Source organism: Mesorhizobium sp. B2-4-1, assembly GCF_006442185.1.
Taxonomy (GTDB): Bacteria; Pseudomonadota; Alphaproteobacteria; order Rhizobiales; family Rhizobiaceae; genus Mesorhizobium.
Map to the genome: position 1 here is coordinate 81526 of NZ_VFVN01000012.1, position 16536 is coordinate 98061.

At 64.2% G+C, this 16536-nt stretch carries 16 protein-coding genes; 11 read left to right on the forward strand and 5 right to left on the reverse strand.

Annotated elements, in window-relative coordinates; genetic code table 11:
• The first annotated feature begins 24 nt into the window (after positions 1-24).
• Together phnE (FJ949_RS25635) and phnE (FJ949_RS25640) are read left to right on the forward strand one after the other, a co-directional pair.
• Positions 25-981 carry a phosphonate ABC transporter, permease protein PhnE gene (phnE, locus tag FJ949_RS25635; RefSeq protein WP_140500371.1) on the forward strand — a complete coding sequence of 319 codons (957 nt, stop codon included), beginning with the start codon at positions 25-27 and terminating at the stop codon, positions 979-981.
• Between the two features lie 3 nt (positions 982-984).
• On the forward strand, positions 985-2343 hold the full coding sequence (phnE, locus tag FJ949_RS25640) for a phosphonate ABC transporter, permease protein PhnE (RefSeq protein ID WP_140500373.1): 1359 nt from the start codon (positions 985-987) through the stop codon (positions 2341-2343).
• A gap of 350 nt (positions 2344-2693) precedes the next feature.
• Here phnE (FJ949_RS25640) and FJ949_RS25650 read toward each other — a convergent pair whose 3' ends face one another.
• The 3 genes from FJ949_RS25650 to FJ949_RS25660 are packed head-to-tail and all read right to left on the reverse strand — an operon-like array spanning position 2694 to position 5885.
• Entirely contained in the window at positions 2694-3545 is an 852-nt protein-coding gene (locus FJ949_RS25650) for a sugar phosphate isomerase/epimerase (protein ID WP_140500375.1), read from the reverse strand.
• Between the two features lie 41 nt (positions 3546-3586).
• Complete coding sequence (locus FJ949_RS25655; protein WP_140500376.1) at positions 3587-4774, reverse strand: Gfo/Idh/MocA family oxidoreductase; 1188 nt, start codon at positions 4772-4774, stop codon at positions 3587-3589.
• Positions 4775-4829: 55 nt separating this feature from the next.
• Positions 4830-5885, reverse strand: coding sequence for a sugar phosphate isomerase/epimerase (locus FJ949_RS25660; RefSeq protein ID WP_140500378.1), 1056 nt, complete (start codon positions 5883-5885; stop codon positions 4830-4832).
• A 399-nt stretch (positions 5886-6284) separates the two neighbouring features.
• On the opposite strand from FJ949_RS25660, the gene FJ949_RS25665 reads away from it, so the two are divergent.
• The 5 genes from FJ949_RS25665 to FJ949_RS25685 are packed head-to-tail and all read left to right on the forward strand — an operon-like array spanning position 6285 to position 10534.
• The gene (locus FJ949_RS25665; RefSeq protein WP_140500380.1) at positions 6285-7172 is read left to right on the forward strand and encodes a sugar phosphate isomerase/epimerase; all 888 of its coding nucleotides are present in this window, start codon (positions 6285-6287) and stop codon (positions 7170-7172) included.
• A 56-nt stretch (positions 7173-7228) separates the two neighbouring features.
• On the forward strand, positions 7229-8398 hold the full coding sequence (locus FJ949_RS25670) for a mandelate racemase/muconate lactonizing enzyme family protein (protein ID WP_140500381.1): 1170 nt from the start codon (positions 7229-7231) through the stop codon (positions 8396-8398).
• A 2-nt stretch (positions 8399-8400) separates the two neighbouring features.
• On the forward strand, positions 8401-9117 hold the full coding sequence (locus FJ949_RS25675) for a FadR/GntR family transcriptional regulator (protein WP_140500383.1): 717 nt from the start codon (positions 8401-8403) through the stop codon (positions 9115-9117).
• 5 nt (positions 9118-9122) lie between these two features.
• Positions 9123-10103, forward strand: coding sequence for a hydroxyacid dehydrogenase (locus tag FJ949_RS25680; RefSeq protein ID WP_140500385.1), 981 nt, complete (start codon positions 9123-9125; stop codon positions 10101-10103).
• Positions 10104-10144: 41 nt separating this feature from the next.
• Positions 10145-10534: a hypothetical protein gene (locus tag FJ949_RS25685; RefSeq protein ID WP_140500387.1), complete on the forward strand. Its 390-nt coding sequence runs from the start codon at positions 10145-10147 to the stop codon at positions 10532-10534.
• An 18-nt stretch (positions 10535-10552) separates the two neighbouring features.
• On the opposite strand, the gene FJ949_RS25690 is transcribed toward FJ949_RS25685, so the two are convergent.
• Positions 10553-11848: an amidase gene (locus FJ949_RS25690; protein ID WP_140500389.1), complete on the reverse strand. Its 1296-nt coding sequence runs from the start codon at positions 11846-11848 to the stop codon at positions 10553-10555.
• Positions 11849-11968: 120 nt separating this feature from the next.
• On the opposite strand from FJ949_RS25690, the gene FJ949_RS25695 reads away from it, so the two are divergent.
• Positions 11969-12316: a GFA family protein gene (locus FJ949_RS25695; RefSeq protein WP_140500391.1), complete on the forward strand. Its 348-nt coding sequence runs from the start codon at positions 11969-11971 to the stop codon at positions 12314-12316.
• A gap of 120 nt (positions 12317-12436) precedes the next feature.
• Here FJ949_RS25695 and FJ949_RS25700 read toward each other — a convergent pair whose 3' ends face one another.
• Positions 12437-13651, reverse strand: coding sequence for an MFS transporter (locus tag FJ949_RS25700; RefSeq protein WP_140500393.1), 1215 nt, complete (start codon positions 13649-13651; stop codon positions 12437-12439).
• 91 nt (positions 13652-13742) lie between these two features.
• Between FJ949_RS25700 and FJ949_RS25705 the strand changes: the two genes are divergently transcribed.
• The 3 genes from FJ949_RS25705 (at position 13743) to FJ949_RS25715 (ending at position 16385) form a co-directional block, all read left to right on the forward strand.
• Entirely contained in the window at positions 13743-14729 is a 987-nt protein-coding gene (locus FJ949_RS25705; protein ID WP_140500395.1) for an AraC family transcriptional regulator, read from the forward strand.
• 106 nt (positions 14730-14835) lie between these two features.
• Positions 14836-15807: an AraC family transcriptional regulator gene (locus tag FJ949_RS25710; protein WP_140500397.1), complete on the forward strand. Its 972-nt coding sequence runs from the start codon at positions 14836-14838 to the stop codon at positions 15805-15807.
• A gap of 146 nt (positions 15808-15953) precedes the next feature.
• Positions 15954-16385, forward strand: coding sequence for a DUF4437 domain-containing protein (locus FJ949_RS25715; protein WP_140500399.1), 432 nt, complete (start codon positions 15954-15956; stop codon positions 16383-16385).
• Positions 16386-16536 lie beyond the last annotated feature (151 nt).

Consider the following 16536-nt stretch of genomic DNA (forward strand, 5'->3'; position numbering starts at 1 on the left):
GCCGCCCTTCTTGCATCTCCGACCATGACCCTTTCCCTGACAGCTCCTTCCGGCGCCACGCACCAGATGGCCGACGCCTGGCGTCGCCAGACCTCCTTGCGCCGGCTCTACACCGCCATCGGCGTCGGCCTGTTGTTGGTCGCACTCGGCGGCACCATGTGGTTTGCCGACGAGGCCAATGCCGGGCACTTCTTCGACCGGCTGCCGCATATTCTGGATTTCCTGAGCTGGCTCGTTCCCAAGGACTGGAACGATGTCTGGCGGGCGCTGTTCGACATCGCCTCCCCGCATGACACCGGCACGCAGGAATTCAACTTTCCGCTCGGCCGCGCCTATGTCTGGGGCGGTTTCTACATCCCGGAATATTTCGAGCTGATGCTGACCACGCTTAACGTGGCGCTGGTCTCGACATCAATTGGTTTCGTCTTCGCCGTGCCGTTCTCCTTCATCGCGGCGCGCAACCTGACGCCGCATCCGCTGCTGCGGCTTGTCGTCAAGCGCTTCATGGAACTGCTGCGGGCCTTTCCCGAGATCGTCATCGCCGGCCTGTTCGCGGCCATCGTTTCGATCGGTCCGATCGCCGCCATCATCGCCATCGGTCTGCATTCGATCGGCGCGTTGGGCAAGCTGTTCTACGAGATCAACGAGAACGTCGACATGCGCACCGAGGAAGGCCTGCGGGCCGTCGGCGCCAACTGGTTCGAGCGGGTACGCTTTGCCGGCCTGCCGCAGGTGCTGCCCAATTTCATGTCCTATACGCTGCTCAGGATCGAGATCAACGTGCGCATCTCCACCATCATGGGCGCGGTCGGCGGCGGCGGCATCGGCGAGGAGCTGAAGCTGTCGATCTCGCGCGGCTTCGGCGCCAAGACGATAGCCTTGGTGCTGCTCCTGTTCACGACCATCTTCATCGTCGACCAGTTCTCCGCCTGGCTGCGCCGCAAGCTGGTCGGCGAACAAGCCTTTGTGATGAGCGCCTGATCCATGACCGCCGCCGAAATTCAGTCGATCGAGGACCGCTTCCCGCAAGTGTTCCGCCGGCCGTTCCACAGGCGCTTCGGGCCGCTGCTGCTGCTTGGCGGCATCTTGCTCTACCTGCTCTACGCGCTGTGGTTCTTCAATCTGCCGCAAGTGCTGCGGGAATCGCATTGGGAGCGGCTGCCGCTGTTCCTGACCCAGTGGATCAGTTACGACGTGCAGCCGATCTTCCGCCTCGACGAGCCGCAGATAACGGCCAAATACCCCCGCTTTTCTGTACTCGGCCCCAATCCCCACCCGGATTGGGTCAAGACCAACGCCGACGGTTCGGTGACGGTCCTGATCGACGGCACGGCGAAGTCGGTCACCTTCGACAAGGCACGAGCAACGATCGTCGCCGCTGGGACGAGCGTGGCGGTGGCGCTGGACAGCGGCAAGCCGCTGGTCTCGGGACCTGTTCCCGACTGGGTCACCGTGCATGAGGATGAGGTCGTCGCCGACATGGGCTTCGCCGGCGAGGTCCGCGTCGCCCCCGATCGCGTCAGGATCCGCAAGCGCTTTCTCGGCTGGGCGAACTTCGTCTTCGACACACGCTCGCCCTTCTTCGGAAAATCCGCCGGCGAGGTGGTGTCACTGATCACGTCGGGCCCCGAGCTGAAAGCGGGCACCTCCAATCTGGCGCTCGCCGGCAACAACATCTGGAACAATGCGCAGTGGCAGCATGGCGATGTCTGGACAAAGCTGTTGCAGACCATCGTCATGGCCTTTCTCGGCACCGCGCTCGGCGGCATCGTCGCCTTCCCGCTCGCCTTCTTCGCCGCCCGCAACATCACCCCCAACCGGCTGGTCAACCAACTGCTCAAGCGCTTCTTCGACTTCATGCGCTCCATCGATATGCTGATCTGGGCACTGTTCTTCACGCGCGCCTTCGGACCGGGTCCGCTGGCCGGCAGCGCCGCGATCTTCTTCACCGAGATCGGCACGCTCGGCAAAACCTATTCCGAGGCGCTGGAGAACATCGATGACAAGCCGCGCGAGGGTGTTGTGTCGACAGGCGCCAACCGTCTTCTGGTGCAGCGCTACGGCGTACTGCCGGAAGTGGTGCCGGTGTTCATCAGCCAGACGCTCTATCAGTGGGAATCCAACACCAGGGGCGCGACCATCATCGGCGCCGTCGGTGCCGGCGGCATCGGCCTGAAACTGTGGGAAGCGATGCGCACCAATTCCAACTGGGCCAACGTCTTCTACATGGTGCTGCTGACGCTGGTCGTGGTCTTCATCTTCGACAACATTTCCAATTTCCTGCGCCGCAGGCTGAGCCGGACGATTCATGACTACAACAGGTTGCAGGCCGAACTGGGCTAACCTTGTGACGCATAAGCGCGGGCATCGTATGGTGCCGCGCCAAGGGTCGACCCCCACTCCGTCGAGCTGCGCTCGACACCTCTCCCCCGATCGACGGGGGAGAGGAAAGCGCCAGGGCGTCCTGGCCGATCCTAGGCGGAGGCTCCTTTCTATCCCGAGCCACCGGGGCCTTTCCTCTCCCTCCGGAGGGGGGAGAGGTGGCTCGGCGAAGCCGAGACGGAGTGGGGGAACCACCTGGAAACCGCCGCGAACGCAACTGGAAAATGGGCCAGGCGCAATCAACGCCTCGCCTTGCGCCAAAGGTCGCCGACGCAGGTCTTGTTCGCGTCACTATCGCCCGACCAAGGCACCTAGGCGGCCTTCTTCCACCCGTTCTTGATATGCTTATATCCATCCCGATAAACCGCTTCCGGGCTCTCGGAAAAATCGCGCCACACCTTGGTCGCCGCCGCGAGATCCTTCAGCGAACGTCCAAACGCCTCGATCGTCAGCCAGTCGTCGTAGCCGCTCTTGCGGATGGCCGAGAATGTTTCCTTCCAGGGGATGTTGCCGCGCCCCGGCACGCCGCGATCGTTCTCCGATATATGGATATGCACGACATTCCTGCGATGCTTCGTATAGGCGCCGATCGGGTCTGCCTCCTCGATATTGGCGTGGAAGGTGTCGTACATCGCCTTGATGTGCGGCCGGTCGATGGCATCGATATGCTCCGACAGGTCGGCCATCGTGTTGAGGAGATAGCATTCGAAGCGGTTGAGCGCCTCGAGCCCGATGATGACGTTCCTCTTGCCTGCATGATCGCCGATGGCGCGCTGCGAGGTGACGGAGCGTTTCTTCTCGGCCGCGGTCGGCCCGGAACCGGAAAAGGCGCCGAGCGTCGAATGCAACGGGCCGCTCAGCGTTCTGGCGCCGAGCGCGTCTGCGCAATCGATCGCCCATTTCATGTAGTCGACACCGGCCTTGCGCGCTGCCGCATCGGCCGAGATCAGGTTCATCGCCGGATCGCCCATCGCTGAAACGGCGGTCCGTTCAAGCCCTATGCGATCGAGCAGCTCGCCCAATTTCCTGTAGTCGTCCGGCATGCCGGCAAAGATCGGTATCTCGACGCCGTCGAAGCCGGTGGCCTTGATGTCGCGAAGCAATGGCTCGTGCTTCTTCGACACCGCCGTCGTCCACAAGAACATGCACATGCCGATTTTCATCGACGCCCCTCCCCCAAAATGATCCCCCCGCGAGATCAAATTTAAAGTTTCGTCCACGCTCCATTCTTCTTCGACGATTTCACGCAGGCCTCGATGAAGGCCATGCCCTCGACGCCGTCCTGAATGGTCGGGAACACGACGTCCTTGGCAGGTTTGCCGCCCTTGCGCCGCGCGGCGCGGATGGCGCGTGCGGCCTCCTGGTAGATGTTGGCGAAGCCTTCGAGATAGCCTTCGGGATGACCGGAGGGAACGCGGCTGACACGGCCCGCCACCGGCAGCGCGCCGGCGCCGTTGCGGGTGATCAGCTGCTTGGGCTGGCCGAACGGCGTATACCAGAGATAGTTCGGGTCGGCCTGCACCCATTCCAGCCCGCCCTTCGAACCATAGATGCGCAGCTTCAGCCCGTTCTCATGGCCGGGCGCCACCTGGCTTGCCCAGATCATGCCTTTTGCCGCATGCGTCTTGCCGACCGGCTTGAAGCGCAGCATGACGTTGACATTGTCGTCGAGCTGCCGTCCCGGCACGAAGGCGTCGAGATCGGCCGACAGAGTGTCGAGTTCCAGCCCGGAGACAAAGCGCGCAAGATTGTAGGCATGCGTGCCGATGTCGCCGAGCGCGCCGCCGGCGCCGGCCTGCTTGGGGTCGGAACGCCACGCCGCCTGTTTTTGACCGGTGGCGGCAAGGTCCTCCGTCAGCCAGTCCTGCGGATATTCCGACTGCACGATGCGGATGTCGCCGAGCACGCCCTTGGCCACCATCTCGCGCGCCTGGCGGATCATCGGATAGGCGGTGTAATTGTGGGTCAGCACGAACACCTTGCCGGTCTTCTCGACGATCGCCGCGAGCTTCTTTGCCTCGGCCAGCGTCGTCGCCAGCGGCTTGTCGCAGATGACATGGATGCCGGCTTCAAGAAACGCCCTGGCCGCCGGCACATGCACATTGTTCGGAGTGACGATGGCCACCGCCTCGATGCCATCCGGGCGCTTTGCCTCGGCCTTGGCCATCTCGGCATAGGACGCGTAGCTGCGCGAAGGGTCGAGCCCGAGCTCGGCGGCAGAGGCCTTGGCGCGCGCCGGATCGGACGACAGCGCGCCGGCGACCAGCACGAACTCATTGTCCATGCGCGCCGCGATCCGGTGCACCGCGCCGATGAAAGCGCCTTGCCCGCCACCGACCATGCCATAGCGGATCGGGCCGCCTCCCGTTTCCGACTTCGATGCACCGACCATGTCGTCTCCCTCGTGTCTGAGATACCCCTCCCTCGAGGGAGAGGGAAAACCCGCGCTAGATTCCCATCATGGCGCGCAGCACCTTCTTATCCGTGGCACCGCCGGCGAAATCGTCGAACGCCTTCTCCGTCACCCGGATGATGTGGTGCTGGATGAAGGGCGCGCCTTCGGCCGCGCCGTCCTCCGGATGCTTCAGGCAGCACTCCCACTCCAGCACCGCCCAGGAATCATAGTTGTACTGCGTCAGCTTGGAGAAAATGCCGCCGAAATCCACTTGTCCGTCGCCGAGCGAGCGGAAGCGGCCGGCGCGGTTCGTCCAGCTCTGGTAGCCGGAATAGACGCCTTGCCGCCCGGTCGGGTTGAACTCGGCGTCCTTGACGTGGAAGGCCTTGATGCGCTCGTGGTAGATGTCGATGAATTCGAGATAATCGAGCTGCTGCAACAGGAAGTGCGACGGATCGTAATTGATGTTGCAGCGCTTGTGGCCACCGACCGCGTCGAGGAACATCTCGAACGTCGCCCCGTCGAACACATCCTCGCCGGGATGGATTTCGTAGCCGACGTCGACGCCATTGTCCTCATAGACATCGAGGATCGGCTTCCAGCGCTTGCCTAGTTCTGCGAACGCCTCTTCGATCAATCCGGCCGGCCGCTGTGGCCAGGGATAGAGGTAGGGGAAAGCCAGCGCGCCGCTGAAGCTCACCGAGACGTCGAGCCCGAGATTGCGCGACGCCTTGGCCCCGAACTGCATCTGTTCGACCGCCCATTGTTGCCGCGCTTTGGGGTTGTTGTGCACCGAAGCCGGCGCAAAGCCGTCGAACTGCGCGTCATAGGCCGGATGCACCGCCACCAATTGCCCCTGCAGATGCGTCGATAGTTCGGTGATCTCAACGCCGGCGTCGACACAGATGCCCTTCACCTCGTCGCAATAGGCCTTGGAAGACGCAGCCTTCTGGAGGTCGAACAAGCGCGCGTCCCAGGTCGGGATCTGCACGCCCTTATAGCCGAGGCCGGCCGCCCATTTTGTGATCGATGCAAGCGAATTGAACGGCGCTGCATCGCCCGCGAACTGCGCCAGGAACAGTCCAGGGCCCTTCATCGTCCTCGGCATCGGCATCCTCCCTCATTGTTGTCGCGCCCGAGCATAGCGCCGATTGAAGACAGAGCCAGCCACTTTGGTCTGTTCTCAACGGTCACTTGCGTGCATTGTCATTCTGGTATTACCAAACGTGGCGATTTGGTCAAGCCTTGCCACTCACATTCAGAGCCCTCCACCGTGCCACGGGAGGGCAGCATAGTCCAATATAATCAATGGAGTAATCCAGACATCAAGTTGCCATCGCACAGTTCTTGCCGCGCGTGGGAAATTGCTGTAGACCTCGTCTTGGGCCCAATTGGTCGAACCAGTTTGCGAAGAAATGCTGGAACGCCTTGGGGAGGAACCGTCCGTCACATCCGGTGACGGCATGTTGCAGGCGAACCATTAGGGACGATCCGGGAAGGACAGACCATGCATCTTTCGACGCACAACTGGATGCGCGCGGAACCGTTGGAGACGACGCTCAAGCGCATCAAGAAATTCGGCTATGAGTCGATCGAGATTTCCGGCGAGCCCGACCAATACAAGACCAAGGAGACGCGCGCGCTCCTGAAGGAGCACGGCATACGCTGCTGGGGCGCCGTGACCTTGATGCTGGGCGAACGCAACCTTGCCGCCCGGGACCAGGGCCAGCGCGAGCGCTCCGTGCAATACGTCAAGGACGTGTTGACCATGGTCAGCGAACTCGACGGCGAGATCATCACGCTGGTTCCCGCGACCGTCGGCAAGGTCGTGCCGGACGGCACCGAGGAAGAGGAATGGAAGTGGGTGGTCGATGCCACCAGGGAGTGCTTCACCCACGCCAAGAAGGTCGGCGTCAAGATCGCGGTCGAGCCACTCAACCGTTTCGAGACCTACCTGTTCAATCGCGGCGCCCAGGCCCTGGCATTGGCCGACGCTGTCAGCCCGGAATGTGGCGTCTGCCTGGACGCCTACCACCTCCATATGGAGGAATTTAACGTTTACGACGCGATCCGTAAGGTCGGGAAGCGCCTGTTCGACTTCCATGTCGCCGATAATAACCGCTTCGCCGCAGGCCTTGGCCAGATCGACTGGCCGAAGATCGTCGCGACCTTGCGGGAGGTCGGCTATGACGGGGCGCTGACCAACGAGTTCGTCGCGCCTGTCGACCGCACCCCGGCCGCGCCCTACCCCGACATGGTCGAACGCCACCCGGTCGACATCTCGCCCGAGCAGCTCAAATTCATCCAGGATCACGGCTCCAGCGTGCTGACGGAAAAGTTCTACACCGACCAGATGCGGATCACTGCCGAAACGTTGCTGCCGCTGATCAAGTAGCCGATCCGATTGGGAATGAGCCCTCCCGCCATCCGGCGGCAGGGCCGGGGAAGACCATGCGCATCAAAAGCGTCCAGGCCTGGTGGATTCGCATACCGATCGAGGCGGCCAAGCAGCACCGCAGCGATTTCGGTCAGGTGACGACCTTCGACGCCGCCATCCTGCGCATCGAAACCGATGACGGGCTGGTCGGCTGGGGCGAAGGCAAGAACGCCGCCGGCAGCGCCGGCAGCTATGGTGCGCTCGTCCATATGCTGAACCGCGAGGTCGGGCCGCAGCTCGTCGGCCGCGATCCGGCCGATATCGGCATCATCTGGGAAATGCTCTACAACGGCGTGCGCCACGACAGCGCGGCGCGCGCCGGCCATGCCATGCCGCAGCTGGCGCGGCGCGGCATGAGCGTGGCCGCCATCAGCGCCGTCGACATCGCGCTCTGGGACATACTGGGCAAATCGCTCGGGCAGCCGGTCTGGCGGCTGATCGGTGGGCGCAAGCTCGATCGCATGCCGGCCTACGCCTCGGGTGGCTGGGCGTCCGCCGACGCGATCGGCGACCAGCTCAAATCCTATGTCGCCAGGGGCGGCTTCAAGGCGCTGAAGATGCGCATCGGCGCCATGGATGGCGCCGCGCATGTGTCGGCCGCTCGCGTTCGCGCCGCCCGTGAGGCGCTCGGCCCCGACGTCGAGTTGATGGTCGACGCCCATGGCACCTATACGGTGGCGGAGGCCAAGCGTTTCATCCATCTCGCCGGCGATCTCGACCTTGCCTGGTTCGAGGAGCCGGTGATCGCCGACGACAAGTCCGGCCTTGCCGAAGTCCGTGCCTCCGGCGCCATACCGATCGCCACCGGCGAAAGCGATGCGACCCGCTATGCCTTCCGCGACCTCGCCGTGCTCAAGGCCGCCGACATCTTCCAGCCCGATCCCGCCTTCTGCGGCGGCATCAGCGAGGCCATGAAGATCGGAACCATCGCCAGCGCCTTCAACCTGCGCTTTGCGCCGCATCTATGGGCCGGCGCGCCCTGCTTCTTCGCCGGGCTGCATGTCTGCGCCGCCTCGCCGTCGAGCTTCACCGTCGAATATTCGCTCGGTGCCAATCCGATGATCCACGACCTTGTCGAAGAGACTGTCGAAGCCAGGGACGGTATGATAGCGATCCCCGAAAAACCCGGATTGGGATTCACCATTTCGGAGCGATTCCTGGAGGCGCACGCGCAACGCAATTGACGATGAAAGAAAACAACCTTCTCGCGGAGCTTGCCGCCTATCTGTTCTCCCATTCCGACAAGGAGACGGGCCGAACCCCGTCGGAACGCGAACTGGCGGAGCATTTCGGCGTCAGCCGCGGCCAGATCCGCGAGGCGCTGGCCATTCTCGAGGCCATGCGCATCGTCGAGCGCAGGGCCAAGTCCGGCATCTATATCGACACCAAGCAGGCCAGCGTCGAGGCGCTGGCGCTGTTCGCGCGCGCCGGCCTGCCGCTCGATCCCTTGCAGATCTACGAGACGGTCGAATTGCGCAAGATCCATGAGATCAAGGCGGCCGAACTTGCATGCTCGCGTGCCACCGAGGAGAATTTCGAACGGCTGCGCGAGATCCTGAAGGCCTCGGAAGAACGCATCGCGGCAGGCGAAGGCCTCGCCAAGGAGGACCGCGAATTCCATCTCGAGATCGTGCGCGCCACCAAGAATGGCGTCTTCCACAACATCTGCAGCGTTTACTATTTGATGGGCGAGCAGCGCCTACCGATCTACTTCAACGATCCGGAGCGCAGCGTGCGCTCGCATGCCGAACACATCCAGATATACGAGGCGCTGCTGCGGCGCGACGGCAATCTCGCCCAGGCGCTGATGAGCGCCCACCTGCAGGGCGCGGAAAGCTACTGGAAGGGGCTGATCGAAGGCCTCGGGGCGGCGTCGCAAAACCCGACGCTCGAACAGGCCTGACGGGGATGACGCGCATCCTGTCGACGCACAGACTGCATCCGCGCGCCGCGGCCATGCTGGCGGGGGCGGGTGAGCTTGTCGTCGCCTCGGCCATCGATCCGGGCACGCTGGCCGCCGAGGCGAGGAATGCCGACATCGTCATTGTGCGCGCGCCCCTGCCGCCACTGTTGTTCGAGGGTGCCACCAGGTTGCGGGCAGCGATCCGCCATGGCGCCGGGCTCGACATGATCCCGATGGAAGCAGCGACCGCGGCAGGTGTGCTGGTCGCCAACGTGCCGGCGGTCAACGCACGCTCGGTGGCCGAGCATGTGATGTTTGCAGCCCTCGCCCTGCTTCGGCAGTTTCGTGTCGTCGACCGCGACCTGCGCGCCAAGGGCTGGCTTGCCGGTCGCGAGCACGCGAATTCCAACATCGAGCTCGCCGGCAAGACGATCGGCATCGTCGGTCTCGGCGCCGTCGGACAGGCCGTTGGCCATATCGCCGCGCATGGGTTCGACCTGAAAGTGGTCGCAACGACCCGCAGCATGCAGCCGGCGCCGGACAAGGTCGGCTTCCTGTCGATCGACGCGCTGGTCGAGCAGAGCGACATCATCGTCCTGTGCTGTCCGCTGACGCCGGAAACGCGCGGCCTGATCAGCCGCGAACGCATATCGCGCATGAAACCCAACGCGCTGCTGATCAACGTGTCGCGCGGGCCCGTCGTCGATGACGACGCGCTGATCGAGGCCTTGCGGGAGCGCCGCATCGGCGGTGCCGCGCTCGACGTGTTCTCGACGCAGCCGCTGCCACCGGATCATCCCTATTTCAGCTTCGACAATGTCGTGATCACCCCGCACATGGCCGGCATCACCGAGGAATCGATGATGCGCATGGGCGTTGGCGCGGCCGGCGAGGCCCTGCTGGTGCTGGCAGGCAAATTGCCGGTCAATCTGCGCAACCCGGAAGTGGTCGGGCACTATCGGCGACGGTTTCCCGCCGACAGCTAGACCATCGCCGTTTCGCCCCAATTCTTCGCGACGCTGGAGCCATGTCCGTTCTCCGCCTCGCATTCCTTTGCCTTGCCACCACTTCAGCGGGCCTGCTGCCCTCGCTCGCCGCGGCCGAAAGCAGCTATGTCTATTGCGACAACGGGCTGCGCTGCTTCAAAGCTCCCTGCCCATCGAACAGCGTGCTCGACCTCGCCACCGGCAAGATCATCAAAGGCGTGTCGATCGACACCGGCGGATTGCCGACGAAGGACAAGGCGATGGTCGAGGCGTCGGATGCGCTCTCTGCCGGCAAGATTGTCGTCAGGGGATCGATCGAGCGACGCACCCAGACCATCACCGGCAAGCAATACAGCCTGCCGTGGCTGATCGCGACGGCCGTCGAGCGCGCCGCCAAGGACAGCGAACGCAAGCACTGCTCTTCACACTGACATTCGGTTCAGTCCCGATCAGCCGCCCAGCAATCTCTCCACTTCAGCGGCGATGCTCAGCAGACGGCGGTCATGGCCGTGGCGCGCCACCAGCATCAAGCCGGCCGGCAGCGCCATGCCTGGTATCGGCAGCGAGATCGCGCAGAGATCGAACTGGTTGGCCACCTGCGTGTTGCGCAGCAGCAGGCCCTCCGTGCGATCGCGCAGACCGGCATCTTGCGCCAGGGACACGATGGTCGGCGCCGTCACCGGCGTGGTTGGCAGGGCCAGCACGTCGACCGACGTCAGCCGCTCATCCATGGCGGCGGCCAGCACGGCACGGCGACGCAGTGCCCTGATGTAAACCGGGGTCGGCAGCATTGCCGCCCGCGACAAGGGTCCGCTCACATGCGGGTCAACCGGCACCGGAGAGCCCGCCGCCAGCCAGTCTGCATGCACTTCGGCCCCTTCCATCGCGGCGATCGAACCGCGTTTTGTGACCGCGCGAAGGTCGGCGATCAGGTCGTCGATCGACAGGTCCGCGACCCGTGCGCCGGCCTGCTCGATCTTGCCGAGGCAGCGCTCGAACGCTGCTGCCACCGCGCCTTCAGTCTCTCCGAAAAGCACGCCGCGCGGGAGACCGATGCGCAACCCCGCAAGGGCGAGTGGCGCCGGCAGCGCCAAGTCCTCGCCCGCCATCACCGCATCGGCTGCGGCGCATTGCGCCACGGTGCGGGCGAGCGGGCCGACCGAGTCCAGCGTGGCCGACAGTGGAAAGGCGCCTGTGAGCGGCACCCGCCGCGCCGTCGGCTTGAAGCCGACGACGCCGTTAAGTGCCGCCGGAATACGGATCGATCCGCCAGTGTCGGAACCGATGGAGATTTCGCTCGTCCCCTCGCCGACGGAAACGCCGGCGCCGGAGGAAGAGCCGCCGGGAATGCGGTCGGCATCGGTCGCGTTGCCAGGCGTGCCATAGTGCTGGTTGTCGCCGATGGCGGTAAAGGCGAACTCGGTCATGTTGGTCTTGCCGATGATCACCGCGCCGGCTTGCCGCAGCCGGCGCACAATCATGGCGTCGCCAATTGCCGGCGCAGCATCCTTGAGCAGCAGTGATCCGGCCGTGGTCGCCTCGCCGCAGACATCGAACAGGTCCTTGATCGAAATGATCGTTCCGTCGAGCGGTCCGAGCCTCACGCCGGCCCTCCGCCGCGCGTCGGCGGCATCGGCTGCGGCTCGCGCGGCTTCGATATAGAGTTTCGTGAACACACGTTCTTCACCGGCACGGGCGGCGAGACGCGCAAGGGTAGTTTCCAGGTGATCGCGGACGGATTGCATCTTCGGTGTCGGACTCCGGACCTCTGGGACGTCTTAAGCTTAGCAGCCGGCGCGTGGCGTGCCGAGACTTAACCCGGCGCGGGCGGTTTTGCACCCCTGGCGGACGCAAGGAAGAGAACGATGCTCTACAAAGGCAGCTGTCATTGCGGCAAGGTCGCCTTCGAGTTCGAGGCGGAACTGACCGGAGCCGTGCGGTGCAATTGCTCGATCTGCTCGCGCAAGGGCGCCTTGCTGTGCGCCGTTCCGCATCAGGCGCTGCGGGTGCTGGCCTGGAGCGACGAGATCGGCACCTACACTTTCGGCAACCGCGCCATCGCGCACCGCTTCTGTCGCACCTGCGGCATCCATCCTTTCGCCGAGGATGTGCGCGAGGGGAGTGAACGCAGCGCCTACATCAACGTCAACTGTGTCGCCGATGTCGATCCGTCCGCCTTGTCGATCTTCGACTTCGATGGGCGTTCAGCCTGAATTTCGCCGGCAGCCTGCCGCGTCTGCCTGTCAGCGACGCCGCCATCGCAAAGGCAACGGCCCGAGAACCATGATGGTTCTCGGGCCGTTGCGCAAGTCAGGGATGGTTGTCGGGAGAGCCTACTCGGCGCGTTTTGGGCCGAGCAGAAACACCACGACTGCCGCCAGCAAAGTCGCCACGCCGCAATAGGCGAAGGCACTGGCGACGCCGGCATGATCGACCAGCAGGCCGCCAAAGACGGCGCCGAGCGCAATCGCCACCTGGAAGGTGGAGACCATCAGGCCGCCGGCGCTCTCGGCCTGATCGGGCGCGGCCCGCACCAGCCATGTCTGCAGCCCGACCGGCACCGCGCCGAAGGCAAAGCCCCAGGCCGCCACGGCGGCGGCGGCGATCGCCGGCGAGGCGCCGAAGACCAGCATCGAGGCGGCGGCCACTGCGATCAGCAGGGGTGCCAGCGCGACGGCGGCCTTGAGATTGCGTTCGGCCAGGATGCCGCCGGCGATATTGCCGAAGAAGCCGCCTATGCCATAGGCCAGGAGCACCAGCGAGATTGTCTCGATGCCGAGCATCGGGATCTTCTCGAGGAAGGGGCGCACATAGGTGAAGCCGGCAAAGTGCCCCGAAGCGACCAGCAGCACGACCAGCAGCGCCACCCTGATGGACGGGCGTTCCAGCACCTCGAGCAAGGTGCGGAAACTTGCCACGCCCATCGGCGGCAGCTTCGGAATGGTGGCGACCTGCACCAGCAACGCCAGCGCGGCGACGACGGTGGCGATCATGAAAGCCGTGCGCCAGCCCCAGATGTCGCCGACATAGGCCCCGACAGGGGCGGCAGTGACGGTGGCCAGCGAAACGCCGGTCAGGATGATCGACATGGCGCGCGGCATCAGCCGCATCGGCACCAGCCGCAACGCCATGGCCGCCGACATAGCCCAGAAGCCGCCGAGTGCAACGCCGAGCACGACGCGGGCAAGCAGAAGCATGGACAGCGACGAGGCAAAGGCGGCCAAAAGGTTCGAGGCGATCAGAAACGCGGTCAGCATCCACATCACCAGCCTGCGATCCATGCGCCGTGTCATGATCGCCATTGTGGGGGCGGCAATGGCGCCGACGATCGCGGTCGCGGTGACCGCTTGTCCCGCAACGCCTTCGCTGACGCCGAGATCGCTCGCCATCGGCGTCAACAGGCTGGCGGGCAGGAATTCCGCCGTGACGAGACCGAAAACACCAAGCGCCAGCGAGACGACGGCGCCCCATGCCGGCTCTGTTCGTTCCTCCTGATCGACAGTGTTCAATAGGGCGGCGTCGACGACGCCCGTCGCGGGTTCGGCCATGGTCAGTCTCCGATGAAGTTGCAGCGCAACATTTGGCTGCACTGCAACATAGGGAGTGACGGCCTGGAGTTTCCATGCTAGAAACACCATTATGTTTGACCGTTCGTCCAAAATTCCGACCACTGGCGATCCGCTGACCGACATATTGCGCGGGCTGCGTCTCGACGGCGTCGACTACGCCCGTTGCGAAATGCGGGAGCCTTGGGGCATCCAGTTTCCGGCCCAGGCAGCGGCGCGATTCCACTTCATCGGCCGCAAGGGCTGCTGGCTGATGCAGCCCTCGGGCGAGTGGGTCGAGCTCAAGGCGGGCGACGCGGCGCTGCTGCCGCGTGGCGCAGCGCATGTGCTGGCAAGCGAACCGGGCACCAAGGCTTGGCCGATCCAGGGCTACGCGGCCGAAGAAGTCTGCAAGAACGTCTATTGCATGTCCAATGAAGCCATGTGCCCCGATGGTCGCTGTCCGGGCACGCTGCTGTTTTTCGGCAGCATGTACTTCAACATCGATGGCCTGCATCCCCTGCTCGGCATGATGCCTGATGTCATGCGCGCGCATGAACTCGAAGCTTATGAGCCGGGTATTCCGCATCTCCTGGACTCGATGGCGCGTGAAGTGACGATGGAGCGCGTCGGCTCCGGCGGCATTCTGGCGCGGCTCGCCGACGTCCTTGCCGCCACCGTGATCCGCTCATGGGTCGAGCGCGGCTGCGGCGATTCAAGCGGTTGGATCGCGGCGGTCAGGGATCCCGACATCGGGCGCGTTCTGGCCGCCATCCATCTCGAACCGGACCGCGACTGGACCGTCGAGGCGCTCGCCAGGATGATGGGCGCCTCGCGATCGGGCTTTGCCGAGCGTTTTGCCACCATTGTCGGCGAGACGCCGGCCAGGTACGTCACCCAGGTGCGCATGCACCAGGCCCGACAATGGCTGGTGCGCGATCGCCAGAAGATTTCCGTCGTCGCCACACGCCTGGGTTATGAGTCGGACGCCGCCTTCAGCCGGGCCTTCAAGCGCGTCATCGGCTCGGCTCCCAGCCACCTGCGTGCCGAGGAACATGCTGAGATCCGCCAGGCCGGCTGAAGCGCCAGGCCGTGACTCCAGGCTGGAGCAATTCCGTCCGGAATTGCCCGAAGAGGTACAGCAGTTCAGCGTTTCCGTGGGACGCTGAACTGCTGTAGGAATCGGCATGGACTTGACCTCGCCCAACGACACTGTGCCGGCCCCGGGGGGTGCGTTGACCGAGATGTTGCGCGCGCTGCGCCTCGAGGGCGTCGACTATGGCCGCTGCGAACTGGGCGCGCCTTGGGCCGTGCTCTTTCCGGTGCAGAAGGCGGCGCGGTTTCACTTCATCGGCCGTGCCGGATGCTGGCTGCTTTCGCCACTAGGCGAATGGATGGAACTGAAAGCCGGCGATGCATTGCTGTTGCCGCGCGGCGCCGGGCATATCCTTGCCAGCGCACCCGGTGTACAAGCCGAACCGCTCGAAAGCTACAGCGTCGAGCCCCTGCAGGACAATGTCTACGCCGTCTCGAACGGCGGCCATGGTGCAAAAACGCTGCTGTTCTGCGGCAGCATGCACTTCAACCACGATGGCTCGCATCCACTGCTGGCCATGATGCCGGATATGCTGCGCGCGAAGGAGCTGATGGCCGGCGAGCCAAGCATCCCGCATTTGCTGGAAGCCATGGCCGACGAGGCGACGAGGAACCGGGCCGGCTCCGGCATGATGCTGGCGCGGCTGGCCGATGTATTGGCCGCAGCCATCATCCGCTCCTGGGTGGAGAACAGCGCCGGTGACATCACGGGTTGGATCGCGGCGATCAAGGATCGGGACATCGGCCGCGTGCTGGTCGCCATTCATCGGCAGCCTGACAGGAACTGGACCGTCGAAGCGCTGGCCCGCGAGATGGGCGCCTCACGGTCGGCTTTTGCCGAACGTTTCACGGCCGTCGTCGGAGAGACGCCGGCAAAATATGTCGCCGGGGTGCGCATGCATCAGGCAAGACGGTGGCTCGAGGAAGAAGGGATGCGGGTGTCGGTGATCGCCGCCAGATTGGGCTATGATTCGGAAGCGTCGTTCAGCCGGGCCTTCAAGCGCATCGTCGGCAGCGCGCCCAGCCATTTGCGCGCCGCGGGCGGCGGCTCGGGAAAAGGCTAAATCAACGCTGTTTGCAGTGGCGATTTCCGGCCTGGATGAATTGCCAAGTGTTCCGGACAGAATGCCATTCCCGGTTTGGCCATTTGCAATAGCTTGTCATCCAACAGACGAGCGCCGGCGGCAAGTCGGCCCGAAGAGGAGAAGCGATGCCAAATCACTTAAAAATCCTGACGCTGGCTGCAATGCTCACTATCCCCGGCCGTGCCTTCGCCCTTGAGGACAGCTATCTGCCGGCCAGCAAGATTCCCTATGTTTCCGAGGCGCCGGACCAGCCGCAGCGCCTCGGTCCGCTATGGGGAGAAAGGGCCAAGGGCCCCGCGGGAACCTTGCTGAAAGTCCCGGGCAACTGGCGCGCTCCTGTTCACGCGCACACCGCCGATTATCGCGCCGTGGTGATCCAGGGCCTATGGGCGCACTGGCAGATGGAAGGCGGCGAGGCGAGCAAGGTCGAACTGCCTCCCGGATCCTACTGGACCCAGAAGGCCAATGAGATGCATGACGACGCCTGCCTCTCGGACACGGAATGCGTGATCCTGCTGATCAACACCGAGCCCTATGAGACCTACCTGCCGAAGTAGAGGTGCGGGACGGCTGTCCGGCCGACATTGCTGCGGGGGCTCAGAACTCGGGTTGACAAGACCTGACCACAGCCGGTCCCGCTGTGCCAGTTTCCCATGATAGGAATTTTTTCTTGACTGGGTGAAGGCAACTATGGTAGATATTTGGTTA

Coding starts and splice junctions, on each gene's coding strand:
- phnE (WP_140500371.1), top strand. CDS start 25: ATGACCCTTTCCCTGACAGCTCCTTCCGGCGCCACGCACCAGATGGCC.
- phnE (WP_140500373.1), top strand. CDS start 985: ATGACCGCCGCCGAAATTCAGTCGATCGAGGACCGCTTCCCGCAAGTG.
- FJ949_RS25650 (WP_140500375.1), bottom strand. CDS start 3,545: ATGAAAATCGGCATGTGCATGTTCTTGTGGACGACGGCGGTGTCGAAG.
- FJ949_RS25655 (WP_140500376.1), bottom strand. CDS start 4,774: ATGGTCGGTGCATCGAAGTCGGAAACGGGAGGCGGCCCGATCCGCTAT.
- FJ949_RS25660 (WP_140500378.1), bottom strand. CDS start 5,885: ATGCCGAGGACGATGAAGGGCCCTGGACTGTTCCTGGCGCAGTTCGCG.
- FJ949_RS25665 (WP_140500380.1), top strand. CDS start 6,285: ATGCATCTTTCGACGCACAACTGGATGCGCGCGGAACCGTTGGAGACG.
- FJ949_RS25670 (WP_140500381.1), top strand. CDS start 7,229: ATGCGCATCAAAAGCGTCCAGGCCTGGTGGATTCGCATACCGATCGAG.
- FJ949_RS25675 (WP_140500383.1), top strand. CDS start 8,401: ATGAAAGAAAACAACCTTCTCGCGGAGCTTGCCGCCTATCTGTTCTCC.
- FJ949_RS25680 (WP_140500385.1), top strand. CDS start 9,123: ATGACGCGCATCCTGTCGACGCACAGACTGCATCCGCGCGCCGCGGCC.
- FJ949_RS25685 (WP_140500387.1), top strand. CDS start 10,145: ATGTCCGTTCTCCGCCTCGCATTCCTTTGCCTTGCCACCACTTCAGCG.
- FJ949_RS25690 (WP_140500389.1), bottom strand. CDS start 11,848: ATGCAATCCGTCCGCGATCACCTGGAAACTACCCTTGCGCGTCTCGCC.
- FJ949_RS25695 (WP_140500391.1), top strand. CDS start 11,969: ATGCTCTACAAAGGCAGCTGTCATTGCGGCAAGGTCGCCTTCGAGTTC.
- FJ949_RS25700 (WP_140500393.1), bottom strand. CDS start 13,651: ATGGCCGAACCCGCGACGGGCGTCGTCGACGCCGCCCTATTGAACACT.
- FJ949_RS25705 (WP_140500395.1), top strand. CDS start 13,743: ATGTTTGACCGTTCGTCCAAAATTCCGACCACTGGCGATCCGCTGACC.
- FJ949_RS25710 (WP_140500397.1), top strand. CDS start 14,836: ATGGACTTGACCTCGCCCAACGACACTGTGCCGGCCCCGGGGGGTGCG.
- FJ949_RS25715 (WP_140500399.1), top strand. CDS start 15,954: ATGCCAAATCACTTAAAAATCCTGACGCTGGCTGCAATGCTCACTATC.